This window comes from Pseudoteredinibacter isoporae, from assembly GCF_040372805.1.
In the GTDB taxonomy this organism is placed as follows: Bacteria; Pseudomonadota; Gammaproteobacteria; order Pseudomonadales; family Cellvibrionaceae; genus Pseudoteredinibacter; species Pseudoteredinibacter isoporae_A.
This window is the reverse complement of the sequence record NZ_BAABWJ010000004.1, coordinates 289,226-313,279: the sequence shown is the minus strand read 5'-3', so window position 1 is coordinate 313,279 and position 24,054 is coordinate 289,226. Positions and strand designations below refer to the sequence as shown.

The following is a 24,054-nucleotide window of genomic DNA, read 5'->3' as shown; positions in this document are numbered from 1 at the left end:
GCCCACGTTATGGTGGGATAGAAAATGAGGTGAACTATGATTTACTTAGTGGCATTTGGTGCGATAACCCTGTTGGTTATGATGATGTCTATCGGGGTTCTGATGGGACGTAAACCCATTTCAGGTTCCTGTGGTGGCGTTGGCGACGCTCTGAACGATCCAAACTACGTTTGTGATATCTGTGGCGGTGACGAAAGTAAATGCGAAGAGCAAAAAATGGGCAAAGACGAGAGCGATGCCCCCAAAGGTGATTTGTCCTACGACGCGATGAAGAAATAAGGCGTACTTTGACGGACAGTCAGGAGCGCTCTGACGATATTCAGAATCAGTACTTCAGAATCAGTGGCCGGCAATGATGGCGACTGATGCGCTTCCTTTGGCAACATTGAGAAAGACACGAAGTTAGACAGCAGTAACGGAATAGAGAGGTTGTAATCGGCAATGAGCGATTACCATTATGATGTATTAGTCATCGGCACAGGTCCTGCTGGTGAAGGCGCTGCGATGGCAGCGGTTAAGCAGGGCATGCGCGTTGGCGCCATTGAAAATCGCGGTGTTGTCGGGGGCAACTGTTCCCACAAGGGCACCATTCCTTCCAAGGCTCTACGTCATGTAGTGAAACAAATTATTCGTTTTAATCAGAATAATTTGTTCCACCATATGGGAGAGTCTACCCGTGTGAGTTACCCAAAAGTTCTGAAGTCCGCCAAGACCGTGATTCCAAAGCAGGTGGATTTGCACACCGGGTTTTATAATCGCAATCGTGTTTATCTGCATATTGGTGAAGCGAGTTTCAGTGACGACAACGAAGTTCGCGTGCGCTTGCCGGACGGTGCGGTGGAAACGATTCGCGCCAAACATATTGTGGTGGCAACCGGTTCTCGCCCTTATCGTCCAGCGGATGTGAATTTCAATCACCCTCGTGTCTATGACAGCGATACCATTTTGGAAATGAACCACACTCCACGTCATATTGTGATTTATGGCGCGGGTGTCATTGGCAGTGAGTATGCCTCTATCTTTGCGGGCCTCGGTATTAAAGTCGATCTCATCAACAGTCGCGAACGTTTGCTGTCGTTCCTGGATGATGAAATTTCCGATGCTTTGAGTTACCACCTGCGCGACAGCGGTGTGACGGTTCGACATTTGGAGGAGTATGAGAAAGTTGAGGCCAACGAACGCAGCGTCACTTTGCATTTGAAGTCCGGCAAACGTCTGCGCGCCGATGCCTTGCTGTGGTGTAATGGTCGCACAGGTAATACCGATAATTTGAATCTGGATGCTGTCGGCCTTGAGGCGGATCACCGTGGCCAATTGAAAGTGAATGATCGTTATCAAACTGATGTCGAATACGTTTACGCCGCGGGTGACGTGATCGGTTGGCCGAGCCTGGCCAGCGCGTCCTACGACCAGGGGCGTGAAATTGCCATGGCGATCAACGGTGAAGAGTGTCGCTTTGTAACTGATGCGCCGACGGGTATTTATACACTTCCTGAGATCAGTTCACTGGGCAAAACCGAACGTGAATTGACGGAGGCTCGTGTTCCATACGAAGTTGGGCGTGCGTTCTTTAAAAACACTGCGCGAGCGCAAATTTCCGGTGAAGATGTGGGCATGTTGAAACTGCTTTTCCATATCGATACTCATGAAATTCTGGGAATTCACTGCTTCGGGGCCGAAGCCTCGGAGATTATTCACATTGGCCAAGCCATTATGAACCAGGAAGGCGAAGCCAATAACATTAACTATTTTGTGAACACGACGTTCAACTACCCAACCATGGCTGAAGCTTATCGTACTGCGGCTCTTGAGGGCTTGAACCGGGTGAATCGTCTGTAATAGATGTTACTGACCTCTGAACACGCAATGCGTTGCGGTTCTAATGATTGGAAAAAGGCGCCCCATGCTCATGGGGCGCCTTTTTTTATGAGAGTTAACATTGCTTTGCCGCAAAGCCGGTACTTTTATGATCTCATCAAGCATAGGTATACTTAGGGCAGTGCACTATTTTCAATACCTCAGGCAAGAGAGTGTTTATCCATGGAACCTGAAATTCTTGAGCGTCGTCTAAAGTTTTACTACGTCACCGTGATTATCAGTGTGTTTTCGGCTTTTCTGAGTTTTGCTTACAATGCTTGGCGCCTGGAAGTCAGCGAGGACAACAGCACGGTGCGGACGGCCTCTTTTCAAGTGTTTCTGCAGTTGGCTGAGCTCGAGCAAGGAATCTATCGTTTGCATTACGATGGTGACCAAAAGGGGGGCAGCCCGCGAAAAGGCTGGGTGTCTGTCGCCTTGATTCGTGATCTGAGCATGTTAATCGGACCGGATGTGGCAAAAGAATCTGAAACGTTGCACAACAATTGGTCCAAACGTTGGGCGTTAATCGAGACCGAACGTGAGGCGGTGAATGAGACGGTAGAAGATATCGATCGAGTTCGCTCACTGATCACCAAACACCTCGCAGAACTGGATTGATATCTCCACAATTTCTGCTTATTTACGCCGCCTGCACAGGAGAAATGTGCAGAAAAATTGAAGTTTTTCAATTTCAGAAACTCCCGTCATCGTAAGCGATCATAATGGCTAATCATTTATGGGAGGCCTTATGATCCAGCACACTCAAGCACCGAGTATTTCCAAAGCCATTCACCGTCCAGTTGTTTTGCTGTCACTATTATTTCTAGTAGCCTGCAGCAGTCAACCAAAAGGTCCTGACGCCAGCGAGCGGCTGGTAACACACATCAGTGAGGACGGTTCCAAACGTTTTCAGTACGTCATGATCATGCAAAGGAAAAAAGGTTCCGGTCGTGGCGGTTTCAAAGGCAGTGGTAAGGGGATGGGCGGCCGAGGTTCAAAATCCGGCGGTAAAAACCGTACCGACATGATTGCAAAGATGCAGGAAAAAATGAAAGCCCGTGGCCTTGATGCAATGGAAGCCAAACTGGATGAAGCCGAGTTCTGTCAGGACGGCTATATGGTGTTGAATGAGCAGTTTACGATGGCCAAATTGAAAATTAACGGCGAATGTAAGGACTCGGCGACAGAAAAAGACAGAGAGAACTTCCCCAATATATCCGAACATTTTGAACACAGCCATTCGGGCTATTCCATGCCCAGCAGTTTACCTGACTCGCCCTAGGGAGCTCAGTTTGGTGAAAGTCCCTATTTATTCCCCTGGGGCTTTCATCTTTTTTTGATTTATCAGGATAGGCTGGCGCTGATGTATTCACACAGTCGTTGAGCTGCTTCGCTGTGTTCATTGGTTTGCTTAACCATACTGATACCAATCTTACCGAGCTTGGGTAGGCGGGTTGAGTTGGTGATCACCTTTAAACCTTCGGGCACACTGCTCTTGGCTAAAACCGTTACTCCGAGACCTTCTTCAATTGCCGCTTGAATGCCCGAGAGGCTTGGGTTGGTGTAGCTGATTTTCCAGGGGAGGGCGGCTTCGGCCAACATGGTGCTGGCCCGGTTGCGATAAATACAGCCTTCAGGCGCGACAATCAACGGCAATACAGAGCGCATATGGCAGTCGTGGCTGTGGCTGCTGACCCAGACCAGCTCATCCTCCTTGATCAAGGCGCTGCCGGCTTTTTGTGGGTCGTCGTGGAGTACCAGCATCAAGTCATATTGCTTTTGCCCACTGGCATTGAGCAGATTTCGGCTCAGGTCACTCATCACTTCGAGATTCACATTGGGGTAGGTATTGGCGAATCGGCTGAGCACTTTGGGGAGCAGGGTGGTAGCAAACTCACTGGGAATGCCGAGCTTCAATTGGCCACTCACGCTGGTGGCGCCAAAGCTGGCAACGGCTTCATCGTTGAGTGCAAGAATGCGTTTAGCGTAGTAGAACAGTTGCTCGCCAAGCTTGGTGAGCTCGATATTCTGACCGTTTCGGGAAATCAGCTTTTGATCGAGCATCTCTTCTAAGCGCTTGATTTGCAAGCTAATTGCGGGCTGGGAACGCCCTAGAAGATCACCGGCCTGAGTGAAACTGCCCAGTTCGACAATGGTGACAAATGCTCTTAATACCTCAATAGGCAGGTTTTTCATGGTGGTTTCTCCTGCGAAAACGATGAGCTGAATGACCCTTCGGCTATTAGCTATTGTTATGAAGGCATTATAACTATTAATTTAACAAATCGTTAAGCCCTGATTAGTATCAAATCAAACTCCTGTCCGAACTAAGAATTGAGAGAACGCGATGTTTGATTATAACGATAAAATTTCCAGTTTTGATCCTGATCTGTGGGCGGCCCTTGAAGCAGAGGATCGTCGTCAAGAAGAACATATTGAGCTGATTGCTTCTGAAAACTACACCAGTACTCGAGTGATGGAAGCTCAGGGCGCTCAGCTGACCAACAAGTACGCGGAAGGGTATCCTGGTAAGCGTTACTACGGTGGTTGTGAGCATGCCGACGTCGTCGAGCAGCTGGCCATTGATCGTGCCAAAGCTCTATTCGACGCAGACTACGCAAACGTTCAGCCTCATTCCGGGTCCCAGGCCAATGCTGCGGTTTACATGGCTTTGTTGCAGCCAGGCGATACCATTTTGGGCCTGTCTCTGGATCACGGTGGACACCTGACACACGGTGCCAAGCCTAACTTTTCTGGCAAAATTTATAATGCTGTCCAATACGGTTTGAATCCAGAAACGGGTGAGGTGGACTACGATCAGGTCGAAGCCCTGGCTTTAGAGCACAAACCTAAAATGATAGTCGCGGGTTTCTCGGCGTATTCCCTGGTGATGGATTGGCAGCGTTTCCGAGACATCGCAGACAAAGTCGGTGCCTACTTGTTTGTTGATATGGCCCACGTTGCGGGTCTCGTCGCGGCGGGTTTGTATCCGAACCCAGTTCCTGTCGCTGACATTGTTACAACCACAACTCACAAAACCTTGCGCGGCCCGCGTGGTGGTTTAATTGTAGCGCGCTCAAACCCTGAACTTGAGAAGAAACTAAATTCAATGATTTTCCCAGGTATTCAGGGTGGCCCCTTGATGCATGTTATTGCCGCAAAAGCTGTGGCGTTCAAAGAGGCATTGTCCCCAGAATTTACCGAGTATCAGCAGCAGGTTGTTAGCAACGCCAAAGCTATGGCGGCTGCCTTCCAGGCCCGTGGTTATAAAGTTGTTTCCGAGGGTACTGAAAACCATTTGTTCCTGTTGGATCTGATCGATAAAGGCATCACCGGTAAAGCAGCGGACGCTGCATTGGGTGAAGCCAATATTACCGTCAACAAAAATACGGTTCCGAATGATCCACAGTCTCCTTTTGTCACCAGTGGTATTCGCCTGGGTACGCCAGCGGTAACCAGTCGTGGATTTAAAGAAGCGCAGGTTGCTGAGCTGGCAAACTGGATGTGCGATGTGCTGGACGATATTGACAACCGTCAGGTGATCGAGCTTGTGAAGGAAAAAGTATTGCAGTTGTGTGCGCAATTCCCAGTGTATGTGAATAAATAAGCACCTTACTGGGTGATTGATTATGGCAGTCAGTATTTTTGATTTATTTAAAATCGGTATTGGTCCTTCCAGTTCTCATACGGTCGGGCCTATGAAAGCGGCGCAGCAATTTGTTGCGCAGCTGCACAACGACGGACGTTTGCAAGATGTCGTTCGGGTTAAATCCGAGATGTACGGTTCTCTCGGCGCAACCGGAATAGGTCACGGTACACCCAAGGCGGTGTTGCTTGGCCTGGAAGGTGAATTGCCGGAGACGGTCGTAGTGGCGAGCATTCCTGCTCGGGTCAATGCGATTCGTGAGCAACAGACGCTGAAGCTTGCGGGTGTGCATTCAGTAAATTACCACGACAACACCGATTTGATTCTTAATCGCCGGGAAGAGTTACCGTTTCATTCTAATGGCATGAAGTTCACCGCTTATGGTTCGGGTGGCCAGCTTATCGAAGAGCGCTGTTTCTATTCTGTGGGTGGTGGTTTCGTTGTTGATGAAGACGAAGCCGGTAACGATGTACTGGTAGAAGACGCCACTGAGTTAGCTCTGCCGTTCTCAAGCGGTACGGAACTGCTGGAAATCTGTGCTCGAGAAGGGCTCCGAATTTCAGATGTCATGTGGGCCAATGAAACGGCTTGGCGCAATCGTGAAGAGACGCAAACTTATTTAGGCAATATCTGGCGCACTATGCAGGAATGCATCTCCAATGGTATTGCCGCCGAAGGCATCTTGCCGGGTGGATTAAAAGTTAAGCGTCGGGCGCGTGAGTTGTATCAGCAGTTACTGCAGCGTCCGGAAGCATCTTTGCAAGATCCCTTGACCATTCTCGACTGGGTCACGCTGTACGCACTTGCGGTCAATGAAGAAAACGCGGCTGGCGGACGTATTGTTACCGCACCGACCAATGGTGCCGCGGGTATTGTCCCCGCGGTACTGAATTATTACCGCCGTTTTGTTCCCGGTGCTAACGAGGAAGGGGTTGAACGCTTTCTTCTCACGGCGGCAGCAGTGGGCATTTTGTACAAGAAAAATGCGTCCATCAGTGGAGCAGAAGTGGGGTGCCAGGGTGAAGTCGGTTCCGCTTGTTCCATGGCGGCCGCAGGTTTGGCCGAGGTATTGGGGGCAACGCCCCAGCAGGTTGAAAACGCCGCAGAAATCGCTATGGAACACAATTTGGGGCTGACTTGTGACCCGATTGGCGGTCTCGTTCAGGTCCCTTGTATCGAACGCAATGCCATGGCCGCCGTGAAAGCAATTCATGCTGCGCGCATGGCCATTCGTGGCGATGGCTCGCATTTTGTGTCCCTGGATAAAGTGATTCGAACCATGCGGGATACCGGGCGCGATATGCAGGCGAAATACAAAGAAACAGCACGCGGTGGCTTGGCCATCAATGTGGTGGAAGTTCCGGTCAACATTGTTGAATGCTGAGTGAGACTCGGACCTGAATTTCCAATAATAACGATTGAGATAGAGACACTTTCCGATGAGCGAAACGATTCTGAAAACACCATTGTACGATTTACATGTTGAACTTGGCGGCCGAATGGTGCCTTTTGCGGGCTACAGCATGCCAGTTCAGTATCCGTTGGGTATTAAAGGTGAGCATCTTCACTGCCGTGACAATGCCGGTTTGTTTGATGTTTCTCATATGGGGCAACTGGTTATTCGAGGCGAGGGTCTGGCCCAGGCTTTGGAAAAATTGATTCCTGTCGACCTGGAAGCGTTGGCAAAAAACCAACAGACCTACGCGGTGTTGACCAATGAAGAGGGCGGTATTCTGGATGATCTGATCATCTGTAAATGGGATGAAGACTGTTTCTTTCTGGTTGTCAATGCCGCTTGCAAAGAACAGGACATTGCTCACCTCCAGCGTCATTTGGAAGGTTTCGAATTCGATATTTTTGATGATCGTGCTCTGTTGGCATTACAGGGCCTGAAAGCGGCTGATGTGATGAAGCGCTTTGCAGCGCAGGCCTGTGAGTTGACCTTTATGAACGGCTGCCACTGTGAATTTGATGGCATTCCCGTTTATATCACGCGTTCGGGTTATACCGGTGAAGACGGTTTCGAAATTTCCGTGGCAAATGATTCCGCTGAAGCCTTGGCAAAACGTTTACTGGATTGCGACGAAGTTCAACCCATTGGCTTGGGCGCACGAGACTCACTGCGTTTGGAAGCCGGCCTGTGTCTGTATGGCCACGATATGAACACCCAAACCAGCCCTATTGAAGCATCCCTAATCTGGAGCATCAGTAAAAGCCGCCGCCGCGATGGCGCTAAGGCTGCGGGCTTTCTCGGCGCCGAGCGTGTGCTGACGGATATAGAACAGGGCGTATCCCGCAAGCGCGTTGGCTTCCTGGTGGAAGGCCGTTTGCCCGTGCGTGAGGGTGCGGGCATTTTTAATGAAGAAGGCCATCAAGTGGGTGAAATTACCAGTGGAGGCTTTGGCCCGAGTATCAATGCGCCGGTCGCGATGGGGTATGTGCCTCTGTCCCTGGCTAAGCCGGATACCAAACTGATCGCAAAAGTTCGCAATAAGGACATTGTAATTACTGTAGCGAAAACACCTTTTGTACCGCAGCGATATTTTCGTGGTTAACCCCAGCTGCAGTTAATTTTTACGATAACACTAACAATATTTTAATGGTGATGATGATGAGCGATTTGAAATTTACCAAAGACCATGAGTGGCTGCTGATTTCCGGTTCACAGGCGACGGTTGGTATTACCGAGTTTGCCCAGGAGCAGTTGGGCGATGTGGTTTTTGTTGAGCTGCCTGACGTGGGCTCAGAGTACAGCCAGGGTGATGAAGTGGCCGTTATTGAATCTGTGAAGGCTGCCGGTGAAATTGTGGCGCCCCTGGCGGGCACCGTTGTGGAAGTTAATGAGGAACTGGCCGATAACCCGGAGTTGGTGAATGAATCGCCGTTGCAGGACGGTTGGTTTGTCAAAATGCAACTCAGCGACGGTGTCGATCTTTCTGAGTTGATGAGCGAGAGCGAATACCAGGAGTTCACGGCCGAGTAATCGCTGCTGATTTCTGTGCATGCAAGGTTTCCGCGATGGCCTTTGGCGGTTTCAATCTTGTTGAGGTTTGTCTTTCTGGAACGTTTCCCTTTCTGCAAGGAGAGGGGACGTGGAGTCCATTATGTTGCAATCAAAAAAAACCATTAAAGAACTCGAAAATTCAGCGGAATTTATTTCGCGCCATATTGGCGTCAATAGTGACGACCAAAAGCAGATGTTGGCGTACTTGGGTTACGATTCCATGGCGGCTTTTATCCAAGCGGTTGTGCCGGATAACATCCGTTCTAACGGCTTGCCAGGATTGGCCGGGCCAAGCAGTGAATCAGCCGCTTTGGCTGAGTTGAAATCGGTCGCGAATAAAAATCAAGGGTTTCGATCCTTAATCGGCCAGGGCTATTACGACAGTCAACTGCCGAGCGTAATCCTGCGTAATCTGCTGGAAAACCCAGCTTGGTATACGGCTTATACGCCGTATCAGCCGGAAATTTCCCAGGGTCGATTGGAAGCTCTATTTAATTTCCAGACGCTTATTACCGAATTAACAGGCATGGAAATCGCCAACGCATCCATGTTGGATGAAGCCACGGCAGCAGCGGAAGCGATGACATTGTGTCAGCGTATGTCCAAGTCCAAATCCCGTCGTTTTCTGGTGGATGAAGAGTGTTTGCCCCAGACCATTGATATTTTGCAAACTCGCGCTGAGCCCTTGGATATTGAATTGCTGATTGGCGACCCGCTAGAGCTGGGCGCCCATGAAGATGTGTTTGGTGTGTTGTTACAGTACCCAGCAGCAAATGGTGATTTGAGGGATTATTCGAGCCTGATCGACAGTATTCATGAGGCGAAAGGTTTGGTCGCCTTTGCAGCGGACCCGCTCAGTTTAATGTTGTTGAAATCTCCAGGTGAGTTGGGGGCCGATGTCGTGATTGGCTCGGCTCAACGTTTTGGTGTGCCTTTGGGCTTTGGTGGGCCGCATGCGGCCTATATGGCCACCAAGCAGGCATTCAAACGTTCACTGCCGGGGCGTTTGGTGGGTAATTCCGTCGACAGCAATGGTAAGCCAGCTTATCGTCTTGCTTTGCAAACCCGAGAGCAGCATATTCGCCGCGAAAAAGCCACTTCGAATATTTGTACCGCCCAGGTTTTATTGGCGGTGATCGCCAGTATGTATGCGGCGTATCATGGCCCGTCGGGCTTGCGTAAAATTGCAGAGCGAGTTCACCGCTTAAGTACGGTTTTTGCTCTGGGTTTACGCCAACTGGGTTTTGAAGTTAAAAATAAATCCTGGTTCGATACTATTACGGTGTTGAGTAATGGCAGTACAGAAGAGATTGTTCAACGTGCTCGGGATGAGGGGATTAACCTGCGCTTGATTGATGGTCAGCAGCTGGGTTTATCATTTGATGAGTTGAGCAGTCGTAAGGAAGTCTGCAAACTTTGGAAAATTTTCAATCCTGATGTGGATGTGGATTTTGACGAGCTTGATGCGCAATCCTCCTATGTGATCCCGGGTAACCTCCTGCGCAATGACGCTATTTTAAGTCAGGAAGCGTTTAATTCTTATCACAGCGAAACCCAAATGCTGCGTTATCTGCGCGAGCTTTCCGACCGAGACATCGCACTGGATCGTGCAATGATCCCATTGGGTTCTTGTACGATGAAGCTGAATGCCAGCAGTGAAATGTTGCCGATCAGTTGGCCTGAATTTGCCAATGTGCATCCTTTTGTGCCGCTGGATCAAGCTGAAGGCTATCTGCAAATGATCGGTGAGCTGGAAGATATGCTCTGTGAAATTACGGGTTACGATGCAGTGTCTCTGCAACCAAATTCTGGTGCTCAAGGTGAGTACGCAGGTTTGCTGGCGGTGCGTGCCTACCACGAAAGCCGTGGCGAAGGTCAACGCGATGTCTGTTTGATTCCGAGTTCCGCGCATGGCACCAACCCGGCATCTGCACAAATGTGTGGTATGAAAGTGGTCGTGGTGAAATGCGATGACAACGGCAATATCGACATGGTGGATTTGCAGGAAAAAGCTGAGCGTCACAGCGATGATCTGGCTGCAATCATGGTGACTTATCCTTCAACCCACGGTGTGTTTGAAGAGAGCATTGTGGAAGTGGCGGAGCTGATTCATCGCCACGGCGGTCAGGTGTATGTTGACGGCGCCAACCTTAACGCCATGGTGGGTTTGTGTCAGCCGGGTAAATTTGGTGGTGATGTTTCTCATTTGAATTTGCACAAAACGTTCTGTATTCCACACGGTGGCGGTGGTCCCGGTGTTGGTCCTATCGGTGTACGTGAACATTTGGAACCGTTCCTGCCCGGTCATCGTTCGCTGTCGGGCAATGCCCAAGGCGCAGCGGTTTCAGCCGCACCTTGGGGCAGTGCCAGTATTCTGCCCATTACCTGGATGTACATTCGCATGATGGGGGCCAGCGGTTTGCAGCAGGCCACAGAAGCGGCCATTCTCAACGCGAACTACTTGAGCAAGCGTTTGGCAGAACATTATCCGATTCTGTACACCGGCCGAAACGGTTTGGTTGCCCACGAATGCATCGTGGACCTGCGACCGATTAAAGAAAGCTCTGGTATCAGTGTTGACGATATTGCCAAGCGTTTGATCGATTATGGTTTCCACGCACCTACCATGTCCTTCCCGGTGTCCGGTACTTTGATGATCGAACCCACGGAAAGTGAATCAAAGTGGGAACTGGATCGTTTCTGCGAGGCCATGAGCCGGATTCGAGAAGAAATTCACGCCGTAGAAGATGGGGTGTACAGCCTGGAGGACAATCCTCTGGTCAATGCGCCTCATACCGCTGAATCCATGTTGCTGGGTGAATGGCAGCATAGCTATTCACAGGGGCTTGCGGCCTATCCGGTCGATTCATTGTTGCGACAGAAATACTGGCCGCCGGTGGGCCGTGTCGACAATGTTTACGGCGATAAGCATTTGGTTTGTTCCTGCCCGCCGATGAGCGATTACGAGTAAATCAATAAGCGATTGGCACAGACGCCGAGACCTTCTGAGGTCTTGGCGTTTCATCACAGGAGTCTGTGACAATGACGAACACCCGTTCAATACCAGTAAAACGCAGCGAACGCCACAGAGCTGGTGAGAAGCATCGCGATGCGGCAAAGCTGGAACGCATTCCGGTTAAAGTTATTCCGACGGAGGACATACCCCGTAAGCCGGAATGGCTGCGCAGTAAATTGCCGGCCTCGGCCGAGGTCACTCGAATTAAAAAACTGCTGCGGAAAAACAGTCTCTCCAGTGTCTGTGAAGAAGCCTCGTGCCCCAATTTGGGGGAGTGTTTTTCCAATGGCACCGCCACCTTCATGATCATGGGCGATATCTGTACTCGACGTTGTCCTTTCTGCGACGTTGGGCATGGTAAGCCTAAACCTCTGGATCCGGATGAGCCAGGACAGCTGGCGCGTGCAGTTGCGGATATGGCCTTACGGTATGTGGTGATTACCTCGGTTGACCGGGATGATTTGCGAGACGGCGGAGCAGGGCACTTCAGTGAATGCATCGAGCAGATTCGTCGAGCGGTCGACGGCATTCAGGTCGAAATCCTGACGCCGGATTTTCGTGGGCGAATGGCGGTGGCGCTGGATAGACTGTTGGCTACACCGCCCGATGTGTTTAACCACAACCTGGAAACGGTTCCGCGTTTGTATCGCCAGTCCCGTCCGGGCGCGAATTATCAATGGTCGCTTGATTTACTGAAACGCTTCAAAGAGGCCGCGCCTTCTGTACTTAGTAAGTCCGGATTAATGGTGGGGCTCGGTGAAGAAAAAGAGGAAATTTTTCAAGTGATGCAGGATATGCGTGACCACGATGTGGATATGCTCACCATTGGGCAGTATATGCAACCGAGCCGAGATCATTTACCCGTGCAGCGATTTGTGCATCCCGATGAGTTTGCTGAATACGAAAAATTCGGAATGGGTATTGGTTTTAAGCATGTTGCTTCCGGCCCCTTGGTACGATCGTCCTATCACGCGGATAGGCAAGCCAAGTCTGGCAAGGTCATCGACTTCTGATTGTCAGTTTTTTAAGCAAAGCCGCCGACTCGAGATGAGAACGCGGCTTTTTTCTTAGATTGATTTGGTATTAAGAGGGGCTTCCCACCTCTTCGAACCTGGTTTTTAAGGGTTTTTTGGGGAGAAAAGCGCAAATTATTTTCTCGAATGCGTGTTTTCAGAGTGAAATATTGCTTCTAGTAGGAAAGTTATCACGAAATTATCACGGCCTAGTCCCTAACGCTTAACGCATTTAAAAAGTAAATGTGGGCATATTGATTATTAATTTCTACGCCAAAACTTTCTGCGCTAGGATCATATTTCCTCCGAATGACTGCGCATTGAGTGAATCAATTGCAGAATAATTAAATAATGAAGCGATGATGAGGAATTATCGATGGAAATAATAAGCGGTATCGTAAGTACGATTAATGGAGTAGTTTGGGGGCCATATATGTTGGCACTCTTGCTCGGGACGGGCGTCTTTCTCACAGTGGGCTTGAACGTTATGCCCATTCGAAAAATTCCCACGGGCTTTCGTCTGTTGTGGGGTGGTCGTCGCAGCGACCGTTCTGACGCAGGTGAATTATCACCTTTTAATGCTTTGATGACTTCTCTTTCGGCCACCGTGGGTACCGGTAATATTGCCGGTGTTGCAACGGCTGTTGTTCTGGGTGGTCCAGGTGCATTGTTCTGGATGTGGATCACCGCTCTGGTGGGGATGGCAACCAAGTACTCCGAGGCTGTTCTGGCCGTTAAATATCGTGAAGTGGATGAAGAGGGCAATCACTCAGGTGGTCCGATGTACTACATTCGAAACGGTCTGGGTAAAAAGTGGGGCTGGTTAGCCGGTGCTTTTGCCTTCTTCGGTGCTTTCGCCGCCTTTGGTATCGGCAACACCGTACAAAGTAACTCCGTAGCCGATGGCCTGAACAGTGCCTTTGGTGTGCCTAACTGGGTAAGTGGCCTGGTGCTGTTTGTACTGGTGGGTGCGGTTGTTCTGGGTGGTGTAAAGCGTGTCGGTGAAGTTGCCGGTAAGTTGGTCCCACTGATGGGTATTGGTTACTTCATTTGCGGTTTGATTGTGTTGTTTGTTAACGCCGCTGAAATTCCTGCTGCCTTTGCACTGATTGTTGATTCAGCCTTTAACGGCCATGCGGCAACAGGTGGATTCGCAGGTGCTGCCATGGTAGCGGCTATTCGCTTTGGTGTTGCTCGTGGCGTGTTCTCTAATGAAGCAGGTTTGGGCAGTGCGGCGATTGCTCACGCTCACGCTAAAACCAAAGATCCTGTGAAGCAGGGTATGGTGGCTATGTTAGGTACCTTCATCGATACCATCATTGTATGTAGCGTAACGGGTCTGGCGATTGTGTCGACGGGCGTATGGCAAACCGGAGTGAAAGGTGCACCGTTGACCGCCGCAGCATTTGAAGCGAGCTTGCCGGGTGTCGGTGAGTATATGGTAGCGATCAGCCTGGCGATCTTTGCTTTCACCACCATTCTCGGTTGGAGTGTTTACGGTGAGCGTTGTGTCGAGTACTTGTTCGGCAAAGGCGCGATCAAACCATTCCGTTTTATTTGGGTGCTGGTTGTTCCTGTCGGTACTGTGGTTGGTCTGGACTTTGTCTGGCTGTTGGCTGACACCTTCAATGCGCTTATGGCCCTGCCAAACCTGGTAGCTCTACTGCTACTCAGTCCCGTGGTATTCAAGCTGACACGCGAGTATTTCGATAAAAACAAAAACGAAAGCAGTGCAGCCGAGGCCTAAGCCTCAATAAAAAACTCACTATAAAAGACAAGCGGATTTGCCAGCTTTCGAGCTGGCAAGGGGCTCTCTCGGCCTGAAAAAAGCCGCACTACAGGAAAACTTGAGGTAAATCATGAAAACAACTCTGAAAAAAGCCGTTTTATTTTCGTCGCTGGCTTCTATCGCATTTGCAAACTCTGCACTTGCGGACGATGCAAAGATGAAAGCCCTGGAGGACCGTATTGCCCAGCTGGAAAATATGCTGAAACAACAGATGGAAACCCAGAAAAAGCAGTCGGCTAAATTGCAATCGGTCGTTGTGAATGTGGAAGACGTAGAGCAGATGGCCAAAGCCGCCAAGCTGGCTTCGGTTGAAGCGAAGCCGAGTGCATCGAAGTACGGTTTGAATATTTATGGTAGCTTGCGTCCACGTTTAACCTTGCGCGATGAAGGTGATCAGAGCAGCACCGACATCACCGATGCGCTATCCCGTATCGGTATCAAAGGCAGTAAAAAAATCTCGTCCAACCTGACCGCATTTTATCGTGGTGAGTGGGATGTGGATATTGAAGCGAACGGCAACTTTGGTGATGCTCGCCTGGCGTATGTCGGTTTGGAAGGTGACTTTGGCCGCGTAGCGATCGGTAAACAGTGGAGCCCACATTACAATATCGTGGCCGAGCGTTCTGATATCTTCAACCACCGGTCCAGCCCATTTGGTTACGACACGGTTGCACCGTTTCGCACGGCAGAGTTGTTGAGTTACAGCTATTCAAAAGGCGGCCTGCGCATTGATAGCGGTATTCAAATTAATGGTAATCCGGCGATTGCAGGCAACACCGGTGACACGTCCCAGGTATCTGCTCCCAGTCATGTGGATTCCGGGTCCTTTGGTCTGAGCTATGACTTCGGCCAAGCGTATATTGGTGCATCTTTCTTGCAGCAGAAAGGCGACAACGATTACGAGCGTGATTTACTGGGTGTTGCCGGTAGTGTGAATGCGACAGATGATTTGTACTTGGCGTTTACCTACCAGGATATTTCCGTTTCCGAACTCGCGACACCGGAGTTGGATCAGTATACCTATGACCTGGTGGCGTCCTACGCTCTGGGCGAAGGGTATAAATTGAAAGCGGGTGTTTTCGGCTTTGATGATGACATCAGCTCTGCTGATTCCGATACTCACGACGGCTACAACCTGACCTTGGAAAAACAGTTCTCTGACGTGCGTCTGTTTGCCGAGTGGTTAACCCGCGATTTCGATCATAAAGATAAGCGCAATACCTTGAGTGTTGGTGTGCGTTACGACTTTGATCTGGCCCTGTGATGGGTTTGTGTTTCAACCCTTGATGTAGCAGCTCGGGCCAAAATCGTCTTCAAGGTTTTGGCCCATTTCCCCCGTAAGATATGGTTTCGCAGTATGAAACCTGTTCTCGCACCGAGCAACCCATCCTGCGGAGGGTTGCCCATTCTTTCCGGCTCTTCGTGGCCGGTTTTTTTGTTTTTCTCCCGAAACTCGTGTTTGTGCCGTTTTTGTCATTACGCCGTGCTGGCAGAGTCATGGAGCTTAATTCGTTCGTTATTTAATCTGACCCCACATTAAAACGATAATAATCTGGAGTCACATGATGCACGATACATTCAATAGCCTTATAGAAAGCAGGGTAAAACCCCAGTTTGCCAAATCGATAAACCCGGCACCTCTTTCGATGGCGATCAGTCTGGCCTTGGCGGCGACATTGTCGCCGCCTGTTTTCGCCCAAGGCGCCCTGGAAGAAGTGGTGGTTACGGCACAAAAGCGCGAAGAGAGTTTGCAGGATACTCCGATTGCGGTGTCGGCTTTCACTTCGCTTGCCATTGAAAACAAGGGCATTGATAACATTGCTCAAGTTGCAAACTTTGCCCCCAATCTGGTGTTTGATACAACCTCACCGGTCAGTGGTTTGTCATCGGGTGCCGTCGTGTATATCCGAGGCATTGGAAATACAGACTTCAGTTTGACCACCGATCCGGGTGTTGGTACCTATGTTGATGGTGTGTACATGTCACGCTCTGCAGGTGGCGTGTTGGATGTGCTGGATGTTGAACGAATTGAAGTGTTACGTGGTCCGCAGGGCACGTTGTTTGGACGCAATACCATCGGTGGTGCGATCAGTATCACCTCACGTAAGCCCGCGGATGAGTTCCAGGGCAAGTTGGAGCTAACTGCCGGGAATGACCGTCGTCAGGATGTACGCGCGGCAATTGACATTCCTTTCAGTGATTCTCTACGCAGCAGCTGGGCGTTTTCCAGCAAAAAGCGCGATGGCTATGTGTCGCGTGTTAACGTCGGTGACGAGCTGGGTGATGAAGAAAAACTGTCGTTCCGAGGCAATATCATTTATGAACTGAATGAACAGTGGGACTTCGCCCTGAATCTTGATTCCACAAACATTAACGAAGCGAGCGCAGCCTCTTCATTGGTTGGGTTTACACCGGGTGCGGGTACGGTTGGCTATTCACTGGCGAACTTCGGTGATATCCCTACCGGGTTGGCGGATCTGGCCCAGTTTATTCCTGGACGCGCATCGGATATCACATTTGCTACCGGTAAATCAGGTACCAAGCTATCCATTGATGGTTTCGCTTTTGTTGCGAACTACCATGCGGAAAGCTTTGACTTGAAATATACCTATGCCGACCGGGAAACCGAAGGCGAGTTTAATCGCGACCCCGATAACTCTCCCCATGCAATTACTGAAACCCGTAACCCGAATTATCAGCATGAACAGAGCAGTCATGAGTTACAGATAACGGGCAGTTTATTTGATGACCAGCTGCGATATGTGGGTGGCTTGTATTATTTTGAAGAGCAGGGCACTGATGATGTATTTGTCGATGTATTTTTGCCAACGCCGGATTTGAGCGCAGGCTTCCCGGCGACGATTAATAATTACGCCGATGTTGATAACAGTTCCGAAGCGGCGTATCTGCAACTGACTTGGCAGCTGAGCGATGTTTGGAGTGTCACAGGTGGTTTAAGACACACGCGTGATGAAAAATTCTTCCGCTACACGCAATACATTGGTGCCGACGATCAAGGGAATGGTTATCCCTTTTTTCCGGGCGCTGTGAATGAACATGGTGTCTTTACTCCCGGTCTCGCGCCCTTGGTTGGCAATGGCAGCGGTCAGGTCAGCGATGCGTTCGAACAAACCAGCTATAAACTGGGTGTCGACGCAAGCCTTGAGGATGGGACTCTGCTGTATTACAGCTTTTCCCAAGGTTTTAAGAGTGGTGGTTTTGTGCTGCGTTATGTTGAGGCCGTTGACAATGTGCGCACCTTCGAGCCTGAAACGCTGGACAGTCATGAAATCGGTGTGAAATGGCAGGGGTGGGATGATCGCCTGCGTGTCAATGCTGCCGCTTATTGGTCGGATTATGAAGACGTACAGGTGACCTTCTTTGACAATCTAGGCGGCCCAGTAACTGCCAACGCAGGTGTGGTTGACATCAAAGGTCTTGAGCTGGAAGTGAGCGCCATTTTGTTTGAAAACCTGCAGATGGATTTGGCTTACGGTTACACCGACGCAAGTTACGACGCGATCAACCCTATCGAAGGCCTGTCTCTGAGCATTGATGAAAATGCAAAGCTGGTGAACACACCCGAGCATTCATTTAATTTGGGTTTTGAGTACGTAGTGCCATTGGAATCCAATGAGTTGGCGTTTCGTGTGGACTACCGTTACACCGATGAAATCCATAACGATTCCCAAAACTCCCGCTTTCTGTTTGAACAGGCGTATGAGCTTTGGAATGCATCTGTGCGCTATAGCATAGATGAATCCATTGATTTGATGCTGTTTGCAAAAAATTTGAAAGATGAACGCTATATCGAAAGTGGCGATTCCAATTTTGGTCTGGGTTTTCATGAAGCGAATTTTAATCGCCCGAGAGAGTACGGCCTGACGTTTCGGTATCGATTCTGAGTGGCACACAATTCGTAGTTAAACAAAGGCCAGGGCTGGCCTTTAGTAAGGAGTAGATGATGAGCAATACCTTTAAAGCGGCGGCGGTTCAGGCGGCGCCAGAATTCATGAATATTGATGCCGGCGTAGACAAAGCCATTGCCTTGATCGAGCAGGCGGCAGGCCAGGGCGCGTCCATTATTGCTTTCCCGGAATGCTGGTTGCCGGGTTATCCGTGGTGGCTGTGGTTGTCCTGTACCGCACATAATATGAAGTATTTTCAGGCCTACCATGAGAACTGTATTGAAATTGGCGACCGTCATTGCGAACGTTTGACGCAGGCAGCGCGAGAAAACAACATTATGGTATCTATAGGCTTCAGCGAGCGTGACCACGGCTCACTGTACATAGCGCAAATGCTGATCGGGCGAGAGGGTGACCTATTGCAGGCTCGCCGAAAACTCAAGCCTACTCATATGGAACGTACAGTCTTCGGTGAAGGTGACGGCAGTGACCTGGATGTCATTGATTGTGATATCGCTCGAGTGGGGCAGCTGTGTTGCTGGGAACATTTACAACCACTAAGCAAGTACGCCATGTATGGTATGCATGAACAATTGCATATCGCCTCTTGGCCAAGTTTCAGTTGTTACCCTGAGGCCTATGCCCTGGGAGCGGAGCTGAACAATGCACTGTCTCAGGTGTACGCCGCAGAGGGGCAATGCTATGTCCTGGCACCTTGCGGTGTTGTCTCAGAAGCGATGATCGAGATGCTGGTCGAAAACGATGAGCAGGCCGCTTTGATTTCCACCGGGGGCGGTGCTGCGCAAATCTTCGGTCCGGATGGTCGCCCGCTGTGTACGCCATTGGGCTCGGAGGAAGAAGGTTTATTAATCGCCGATATTGATATCGCTGCTATCGCTGTTTCAAAAAGTTTTGCGGATCCTGTTGGGCACTATGCCCGCCCGGATGTGACGCGGCTGGTTTTGAATCGTCAGGCAATGACACCCGTGGCGGACTCCTTGACTGAGTGCGTTGTCAGCGAGGACGATCAGGCTGTCCATCATGAGGATGATGAATAGCTGCGGTGTGTCGGCGCCGTACCGTTCATGTGAAAGACAATTGCTTTTGCCCGAGAATCGGGCAAAGTTGAGCGTTACTGCTGGATCAAACTTAAAGGCGAAAAAAAATGAAAAATAATATGCCCCCCAATTGGCAACCGCCGGCGCCTGCTTGGCAAGCTTTGTGGAAAGACACAACCGCCTTGCGTGTTGCGTATTTTGCGGTTCAGGCGAGCACTCCTGCGCTCTTGGATGTATGGCAGCAGCAAACGCTTATCGCCGACCAGTTTCCTCTCCCTGTTGGGCCCCTGTTGGTGGAAAGGGGCCATTTTGTGGATGCGGCTGGACAGGACAATTTCCTGTTAATCAGTTACTGGCGCGAAACTGAGTATGAGCGCTGGTGGAGCGTGGCGAGTGATCGTTGGTATCAGCTGGCAGAAACCACCGAGCAGGGCCTATGGCGAGAAACCATGAGTCTGCCCCATGAGCATTTTGAAACTCTACTGTCGAGCCCGGATACCCATGGCGTGGCCAGCAGCGGAGATGATCTAGAAGGGCCCATACTGGAACACGGATACCCAGGTGGTATGCGAGACCGGATTGCCTGTTGTGCTCTTGGTGATGTGAGGGGTGGAGCGGCACCTCGCGCGCTCAGTGAGGCGCAGCACGAGTCCATTGTCCGAATACCGGCGCCATCTAATTTGTGCATGATTCGCTCCGGGCAGGACTGGGGCCATTGTAATGAAGAGCAGGCCAATGACTATCTCCGCAACGTGCATCCGGTCTTGCAGAAAGGAATGGACTACCTGCGTGATCAAGGTGAGGAATGCGCTTGTTACAGTATGCGCCTGGTGAATGTGCTTGATGAGCACTGGCAAGCAACACAACAGACTTTTGGTCTGGGTTATGCAAAGGATATTTTTGCTTTTGAGGAATGGGCCAAGAGCCATCCTACGCATTTGGATATTTTTGGAAAGTTTATGGTCATGGCCGAGAAGTACGGCGAAACGCTTCAGCTCCAGCTTTGGCATGAGGTGGCTGTTTGTCCTGACGGTGGCGGAGAATTCGAGTACATACAATGCCATGACAAAACAGGCATTTTACCCTTTGTTTCCGGGGTCTAAGTTTGTACACTGGTTTTAACCCGTGAATACGAGGCGCTTATGAGCTTTCTTTTGCAGCATGGTTATACTCGTTCCACCCTGGATATTCCCACTGCCGATCGTGAGGAATACTGGTGCGATGCAATCTGCCAGGAGTACGTCAAACTGGATTGCAACGTGGGCTCCGAAGATGCCTTTCAGGGCTCTGTGCGTGGCGGTGTTGGTTTGGCTAAACTGCGATTTTCTGAAGTTCTGGCCGATCCTCAGCATGTCAAGCGTGATAAAAAACTGATCGCCCATTCTGCCGAAGAAGATTTCCTGATCAGTTTTCAGTTGAGTCAGGAGGGGTTTGTCCGGCAGGGAGGAAGAGAAGCTCACCTGACGCGTGGCAGTTTTTCTTTGTACGACAGTACTGAGCCCTACACGCTGTCTTTTAACAAACCTTTCCATCAGCTGATTATTCAAATGCCGAAAGATGTGCTGCGCCAGCACCTTTTGGAACCCGAACGTTATACGGCCGTTTCTATTGATGGACAACAGGGCATCGGTGCGGTGTTGTCCAATTTTATTTTGTCGCTTGCTCAAGAACTCAATACTGTGCCTGATATGTGTGAGGACTTAAGTGATAATTTACTGAATATGATTGCAATGGCTTACAGTTCGTCGGTGCGTTTTACTCAGGCGGCGGACAACCGTCTTGTGCAGGAAGGTCTGCGAAAAAAAGTACTGAGGTTTATTGAAAACAACCTGGCAGAACCCGATTTGAATAATCAAAAAATTGCGGATTCTCAAGGAATTTCTTTGCGTTACTTGCAGAAATTATTTGAAAGCCAGGAACAAAGTCTGCACCAGCTGGTGTTGGATAAACGCTTACAGAAAGCCCAGAATATTCTGCTCGATAAACAACAGAGTTTATCGAGCATCGAGCAGATTGCCTATCGCTGTGGTTTCAACAGTTACGCGCATTTTTCTCGCAGCTTTAAAAAGCACTTTGGCGTTTCCCCCAGTGAGTTGCGGGACTAAAGTTACTCGCTGGCACTGTTCTTTTGGGGCTTGGGTTTGCGAACGGCGTGAATCACATAGTCGCCTTCCAGGTACACGACAAACCCATCATAGTGCCACTGGCTGATCGGAGGAGAGCCAACTGGACCGTTGGTTTGCAAGGGCTCGCCGAACTGACTGAGTAACTGTTTGCTGCTGAGTCCTCGATTGGGTAGTTCAACGCTGTTTTCACCCTGGCTGCCAACCGGGATACGAATCTCTTCACTGTGTGTGTAAAGACTGGTCGCGCTGGCACTTGCAAAAAAGACAACGCTTACAAGGCCTTTTATAAGCACGCTGTTGTTCATGGTGTTAACCTTCCTTCCTTAAATTCCGAATGTTGCCGATGGCAATAATATCAGCATCGCCGGGAGCTTAACATTGTTTGGAAAGAACTGATATTCAGACTAAAGCCTTAAACCGAATATCAAGAGGCGGTCAGTAAACGACGCTAGAATGGCGCTGGGGTGGGGTATTCACTGTGGTGATTCTTCGATACCGTGTTTGCGACGATGACTCTGCATTTGTTTTTTGAACACGCGGCGGGTGAGCAGCTTTTGTTGTTCAGCATCGAGATCACAAAACGCGATGGCAATTTGATAACCGCTGGGAACTGCGGGCAAGCTGCGAACAATGCGCCCGTAGAGATAGAGATGCCAGGCGTCTTCTTCCAGGCCCAGTGTGACCGCGACATAGTCACCTACGTTGAGCGCGCTGGCATGTTGAAAGGCCAATCCGCCTTCGCTCAGGTTCAGCTGGACGGTGTGTTGTGCGTTTTGTTCCTGGCACAGCTGCTGGGCGATCAGCTGAGTTTTGCGATTGAGCAGAGACAGGTAAATCGCGATACTTCGATGGTCTTTGGCGATGTCGCGTAGCAGAACCTGGCCTTCTTCCTCCAGTTTGTTTAACTCCTTGAGCAGGGTTCGTTCGCTGGGCTGCGCAAACAATTCGCAGGCTTGCTGCTGGCGAAGGGTTTTGGGGTCCACTGGCTTGAACTCAAAATACAGCTGATCATCCACCCGATAGTGGCAGCGCCGATCGTGGCCGTTGGGCGGTCGATGGCTTACTCCTTGAGGCTTAGTGGTTGCTTGAGGCTTAGCGGTTGCTTGAGTCATAGGACTGATTCATATAGCTGATACAGATGATTGATACGGACCTTGGATCCAGTGCATTGACGAATACCGGTTTACCTCCTCAAGTCTAGCAGTTGCTCAGCGAGATGCTTTGTCTCTTAAATCATTGTTGGAGGCTTTTGGATCGGCGGCGATCAAGGAAGTCGGTGGGTTGTTGGTATTTTGAGCAGGGGCCTCTGGGGGAGAGTCCGCCCGGGAGTCGTGCTTGTTAAAATAAGCTATTAATTTATAAAGGAATTCGGTTTAATAGCGCCATGTCAAATCTTGCGCGATTTATAGGGCTGCGGTACACCAGAGCCAAAAGCAGCCACCAGTTTCTTTCCTTTGTCAGCGGTTTTTCTTTCCTGGGCATGATGCTTGGGGTGATGGCGTTGGTGGTCGTGCTTTCCGTTATGAACGGTTTCGACCGGGAACTGAAACAACGCCTGCTGGCGGTCATTCCTCACGGCTTTATATCGACGACGGCCCACACCACCGATTGGCCAGCCCTGGCTGATTCGGCCAAGCAACACCCTAATGTTGTTGGGGCTGCCCCCTATATAGAAGGCTTTGCCTTGCTGTCTAATGGAGGCTTGAATATGGATTCGAGCCTGATTGCCATTGACCCAGATCGTGAGCGTGAAGTTTCGATCATCGATCAACATATTATTGCCGGCGAGATGGCGGCGTTGAAGCCGGGTGAGTATGGAATGGTTATCGGGCGAATTCTCGCCCAGCGGCTGCGAGTTCGAGTGGGCGACAAAATCACATTGACCTTACCGGAAGTCAGCATTACGCCGGCAGGTGCGTTCCCGCGCAGCAAGCGTTTTACCGTGGTAGCCGTATTTAAGGTGGGAGCCCAGGTGGATCAATCATTGGCGATGATTCATCTGCGGGATGGCCAAAAACTCTTCAAATTGGGGGATAAGGTGCACGGTGTACGCGTGGCCTTTGAGGATATCTATCAGGCTGAAACGGGCCTGAAAGACATTCAGCAATTTCTCGATATGGAAACGGAAGTAAAGAGCTGGGCGCAAACCCAGGGCAGCTTGTTCCAGGCAATGAAAATGGAAAAGATCATGATTGCCATCATGCTCTTTCTGATCGTGGCGGTGGCGGCGTTCAATGTGATTACCTCGCTGGTATTGATGGTTGCCGATAAGCGCGGAGATATCGCCGTGCTTCGCACCATGGGAATGACAGAGCGTCAGGTGATGACCGTGTTTGTGACCCAGGGGATGGCACTGGGTGGCATGGGGATTCTGTTAGGGCTGTTATTAGGTTTGCCCCTGGCGTATTGGATTGGTGATTTGAGTCAGTGGCTGGAATCTCTGAGTGGGCAGCAGTTGTTTGACCCGAATATTTATTTTATTGCTGAACTGCCATCAGAGTTGCGCCTCAAAGATACCTTGGTGGTCAGTGGCATCGCCTTTTTAATTACCTTGTTGGCCACTTTGTACCCGGCGTACCGGGCCAGTCGTATCGAACCCGCTGAAGCCCTTCGTTATGAATAGGCGGCTATCAATAA

The 24,054-nt window shown here is 50.2% G+C and carries 20 protein-coding genes; 17 read left to right on the top strand and 3 right to left on the bottom strand.

What is annotated here, in order from left to right; translation table 11 throughout:
- Positions 1–36 precede the first annotated feature (36 nt).
- The 4 genes from nqrM (at position 37) to ABWW03_RS11040 (ending at position 3,139) form a co-directional block, all read left to right on the top strand.
- A complete protein-coding gene (gene nqrM, locus ABWW03_RS11055) occupies positions 37–279 on the top strand; it encodes a (Na+)-NQR maturation NqrM (protein WP_353408335.1) in 243 nt (80 codons plus the stop codon).
- Between the two features lie 162 nt (positions 280–441).
- On the top strand, positions 442–1,839 hold the full coding sequence (gene sthA, locus ABWW03_RS11050; RefSeq protein ID WP_353408334.1) for a Si-specific NAD(P)(+) transhydrogenase: 1,398 nt from the start codon (positions 442–444) through the stop codon (positions 1,837–1,839).
- A gap of 201 nt (positions 1,840–2,040) precedes the next feature.
- The gene (locus tag ABWW03_RS11045) at positions 2,041–2,475 is read left to right on the top strand and encodes a hypothetical protein (protein ID WP_353408332.1); all 435 of its coding nucleotides are present in this window, start codon (positions 2,041–2,043) and stop codon (positions 2,473–2,475) included.
- 130 nt (positions 2,476–2,605) lie between these two features.
- A complete protein-coding gene (locus ABWW03_RS11040; RefSeq protein WP_353408330.1) occupies positions 2,606–3,139 on the top strand; it encodes a hypothetical protein in 534 nt (177 codons plus the stop codon).
- Between the two features lie 62 nt (positions 3,140–3,201).
- Here ABWW03_RS11040 and ABWW03_RS11035 read toward each other — a convergent pair whose 3' ends face one another.
- Positions 3,202–4,053, bottom strand: coding sequence for a LysR family transcriptional regulator (locus tag ABWW03_RS11035; RefSeq protein ID WP_353408328.1), 852 nt, complete (start codon positions 4,051–4,053; stop codon positions 3,202–3,204).
- A gap of 151 nt (positions 4,054–4,204) precedes the next feature.
- Here ABWW03_RS11035 and glyA point away from each other — a divergent pair, with 151 nt between their 5' ends.
- From glyA to ABWW03_RS10975, 12 genes are all read left to right on the top strand, one after another.
- The gene (glyA, locus tag ABWW03_RS11030) at positions 4,205–5,464 is read left to right on the top strand and encodes a serine hydroxymethyltransferase (RefSeq protein ID WP_353408326.1); all 1,260 of its coding nucleotides are present in this window, start codon (positions 4,205–4,207) and stop codon (positions 5,462–5,464) included.
- 22 nt (positions 5,465–5,486) lie between these two features.
- Positions 5,487–6,887: an L-serine ammonia-lyase gene (locus tag ABWW03_RS11025; protein ID WP_353408324.1), complete on the top strand. Its 1,401-nt coding sequence runs from the start codon at positions 5,487–5,489 to the stop codon at positions 6,885–6,887.
- Positions 6,888–6,942: 55 nt separating this feature from the next.
- Entirely contained in the window at positions 6,943–8,058 is a 1,116-nt protein-coding gene (gene gcvT / locus ABWW03_RS11020; protein WP_353408323.1) for a glycine cleavage system aminomethyltransferase GcvT, read from the top strand.
- 56 nt (positions 8,059–8,114) lie between these two features.
- The gene (gene gcvH / locus ABWW03_RS11015) at positions 8,115–8,486 is read left to right on the top strand and encodes a glycine cleavage system protein GcvH (protein ID WP_353408322.1); all 372 of its coding nucleotides are present in this window, start codon (positions 8,115–8,117) and stop codon (positions 8,484–8,486) included.
- Positions 8,487–8,607: 121 nt separating this feature from the next.
- Entirely contained in the window at positions 8,608–11,478 is a 2,871-nt protein-coding gene (gene gcvP / locus ABWW03_RS11010) for an aminomethyl-transferring glycine dehydrogenase (RefSeq protein WP_353408321.1), read from the top strand.
- Between the two features lie 71 nt (positions 11,479–11,549).
- Positions 11,550–12,536 carry a lipoyl synthase gene (gene lipA / locus ABWW03_RS11005; protein WP_353408319.1) on the top strand — a complete coding sequence of 329 codons (987 nt, stop codon included), beginning with the start codon at positions 11,550–11,552 and terminating at the stop codon, positions 12,534–12,536.
- Between the two features lie 376 nt (positions 12,537–12,912).
- A complete protein-coding gene (locus tag ABWW03_RS11000) occupies positions 12,913–14,283 on the top strand; it encodes an alanine/glycine:cation symporter family protein (protein WP_353408318.1) in 1,371 nt (456 codons plus the stop codon).
- A gap of 112 nt (positions 14,284–14,395) precedes the next feature.
- On the top strand, positions 14,396–15,589 hold the full coding sequence (locus ABWW03_RS10995) for a porin (RefSeq protein WP_353408316.1): 1,194 nt from the start codon (positions 14,396–14,398) through the stop codon (positions 15,587–15,589).
- 298 nt (positions 15,590–15,887) lie between these two features.
- A complete protein-coding gene (locus ABWW03_RS10990; RefSeq protein WP_353408315.1) occupies positions 15,888–18,230 on the top strand; it encodes a TonB-dependent receptor in 2,343 nt (780 codons plus the stop codon).
- A 59-nt stretch (positions 18,231–18,289) separates the two neighbouring features.
- Positions 18,290–19,291, top strand: coding sequence for a carbon-nitrogen hydrolase family protein (locus ABWW03_RS10985; protein ID WP_353408313.1), 1,002 nt, complete (start codon positions 18,290–18,292; stop codon positions 19,289–19,291).
- Positions 19,292–19,398: 107 nt separating this feature from the next.
- Positions 19,399–20,394, top strand: a complete 996-nt coding sequence (locus ABWW03_RS10980; RefSeq protein WP_353408311.1) for a phenylacetaldoxime dehydratase family protein — start codon at positions 19,399–19,401, stop codon at positions 20,392–20,394.
- 39 nt (positions 20,395–20,433) lie between these two features.
- Complete coding sequence (locus tag ABWW03_RS10975) at positions 20,434–21,396, top strand: helix-turn-helix domain-containing protein (protein ID WP_353408309.1); 963 nt, start codon at positions 20,434–20,436, stop codon at positions 21,394–21,396.
- Between the two features lie 2 nt (positions 21,397–21,398).
- On the opposite strand, the gene ABWW03_RS10970 is transcribed toward ABWW03_RS10975, so the two are convergent.
- The gene (locus tag ABWW03_RS10970) at positions 21,399–21,722 is read right to left on the bottom strand and encodes a hypothetical protein (protein WP_353408307.1); all 324 of its coding nucleotides are present in this window, start codon (positions 21,720–21,722) and stop codon (positions 21,399–21,401) included.
- A 168-nt stretch (positions 21,723–21,890) separates the two neighbouring features.
- Positions 21,891–22,529, bottom strand: a complete 639-nt coding sequence (locus tag ABWW03_RS10965; RefSeq protein WP_353408306.1) for a PilZ domain-containing protein — start codon at positions 22,527–22,529, stop codon at positions 21,891–21,893.
- A 272-nt stretch (positions 22,530–22,801) separates the two neighbouring features.
- On the opposite strand from ABWW03_RS10965, the gene ABWW03_RS10960 reads away from it, so the two are divergent.
- On the top strand, positions 22,802–24,040 hold the full coding sequence (locus ABWW03_RS10960) for a lipoprotein-releasing ABC transporter permease subunit (protein WP_353408304.1): 1,239 nt from the start codon (positions 22,802–22,804) through the stop codon (positions 24,038–24,040).
- Positions 24,041–24,054 lie beyond the last annotated feature (14 nt).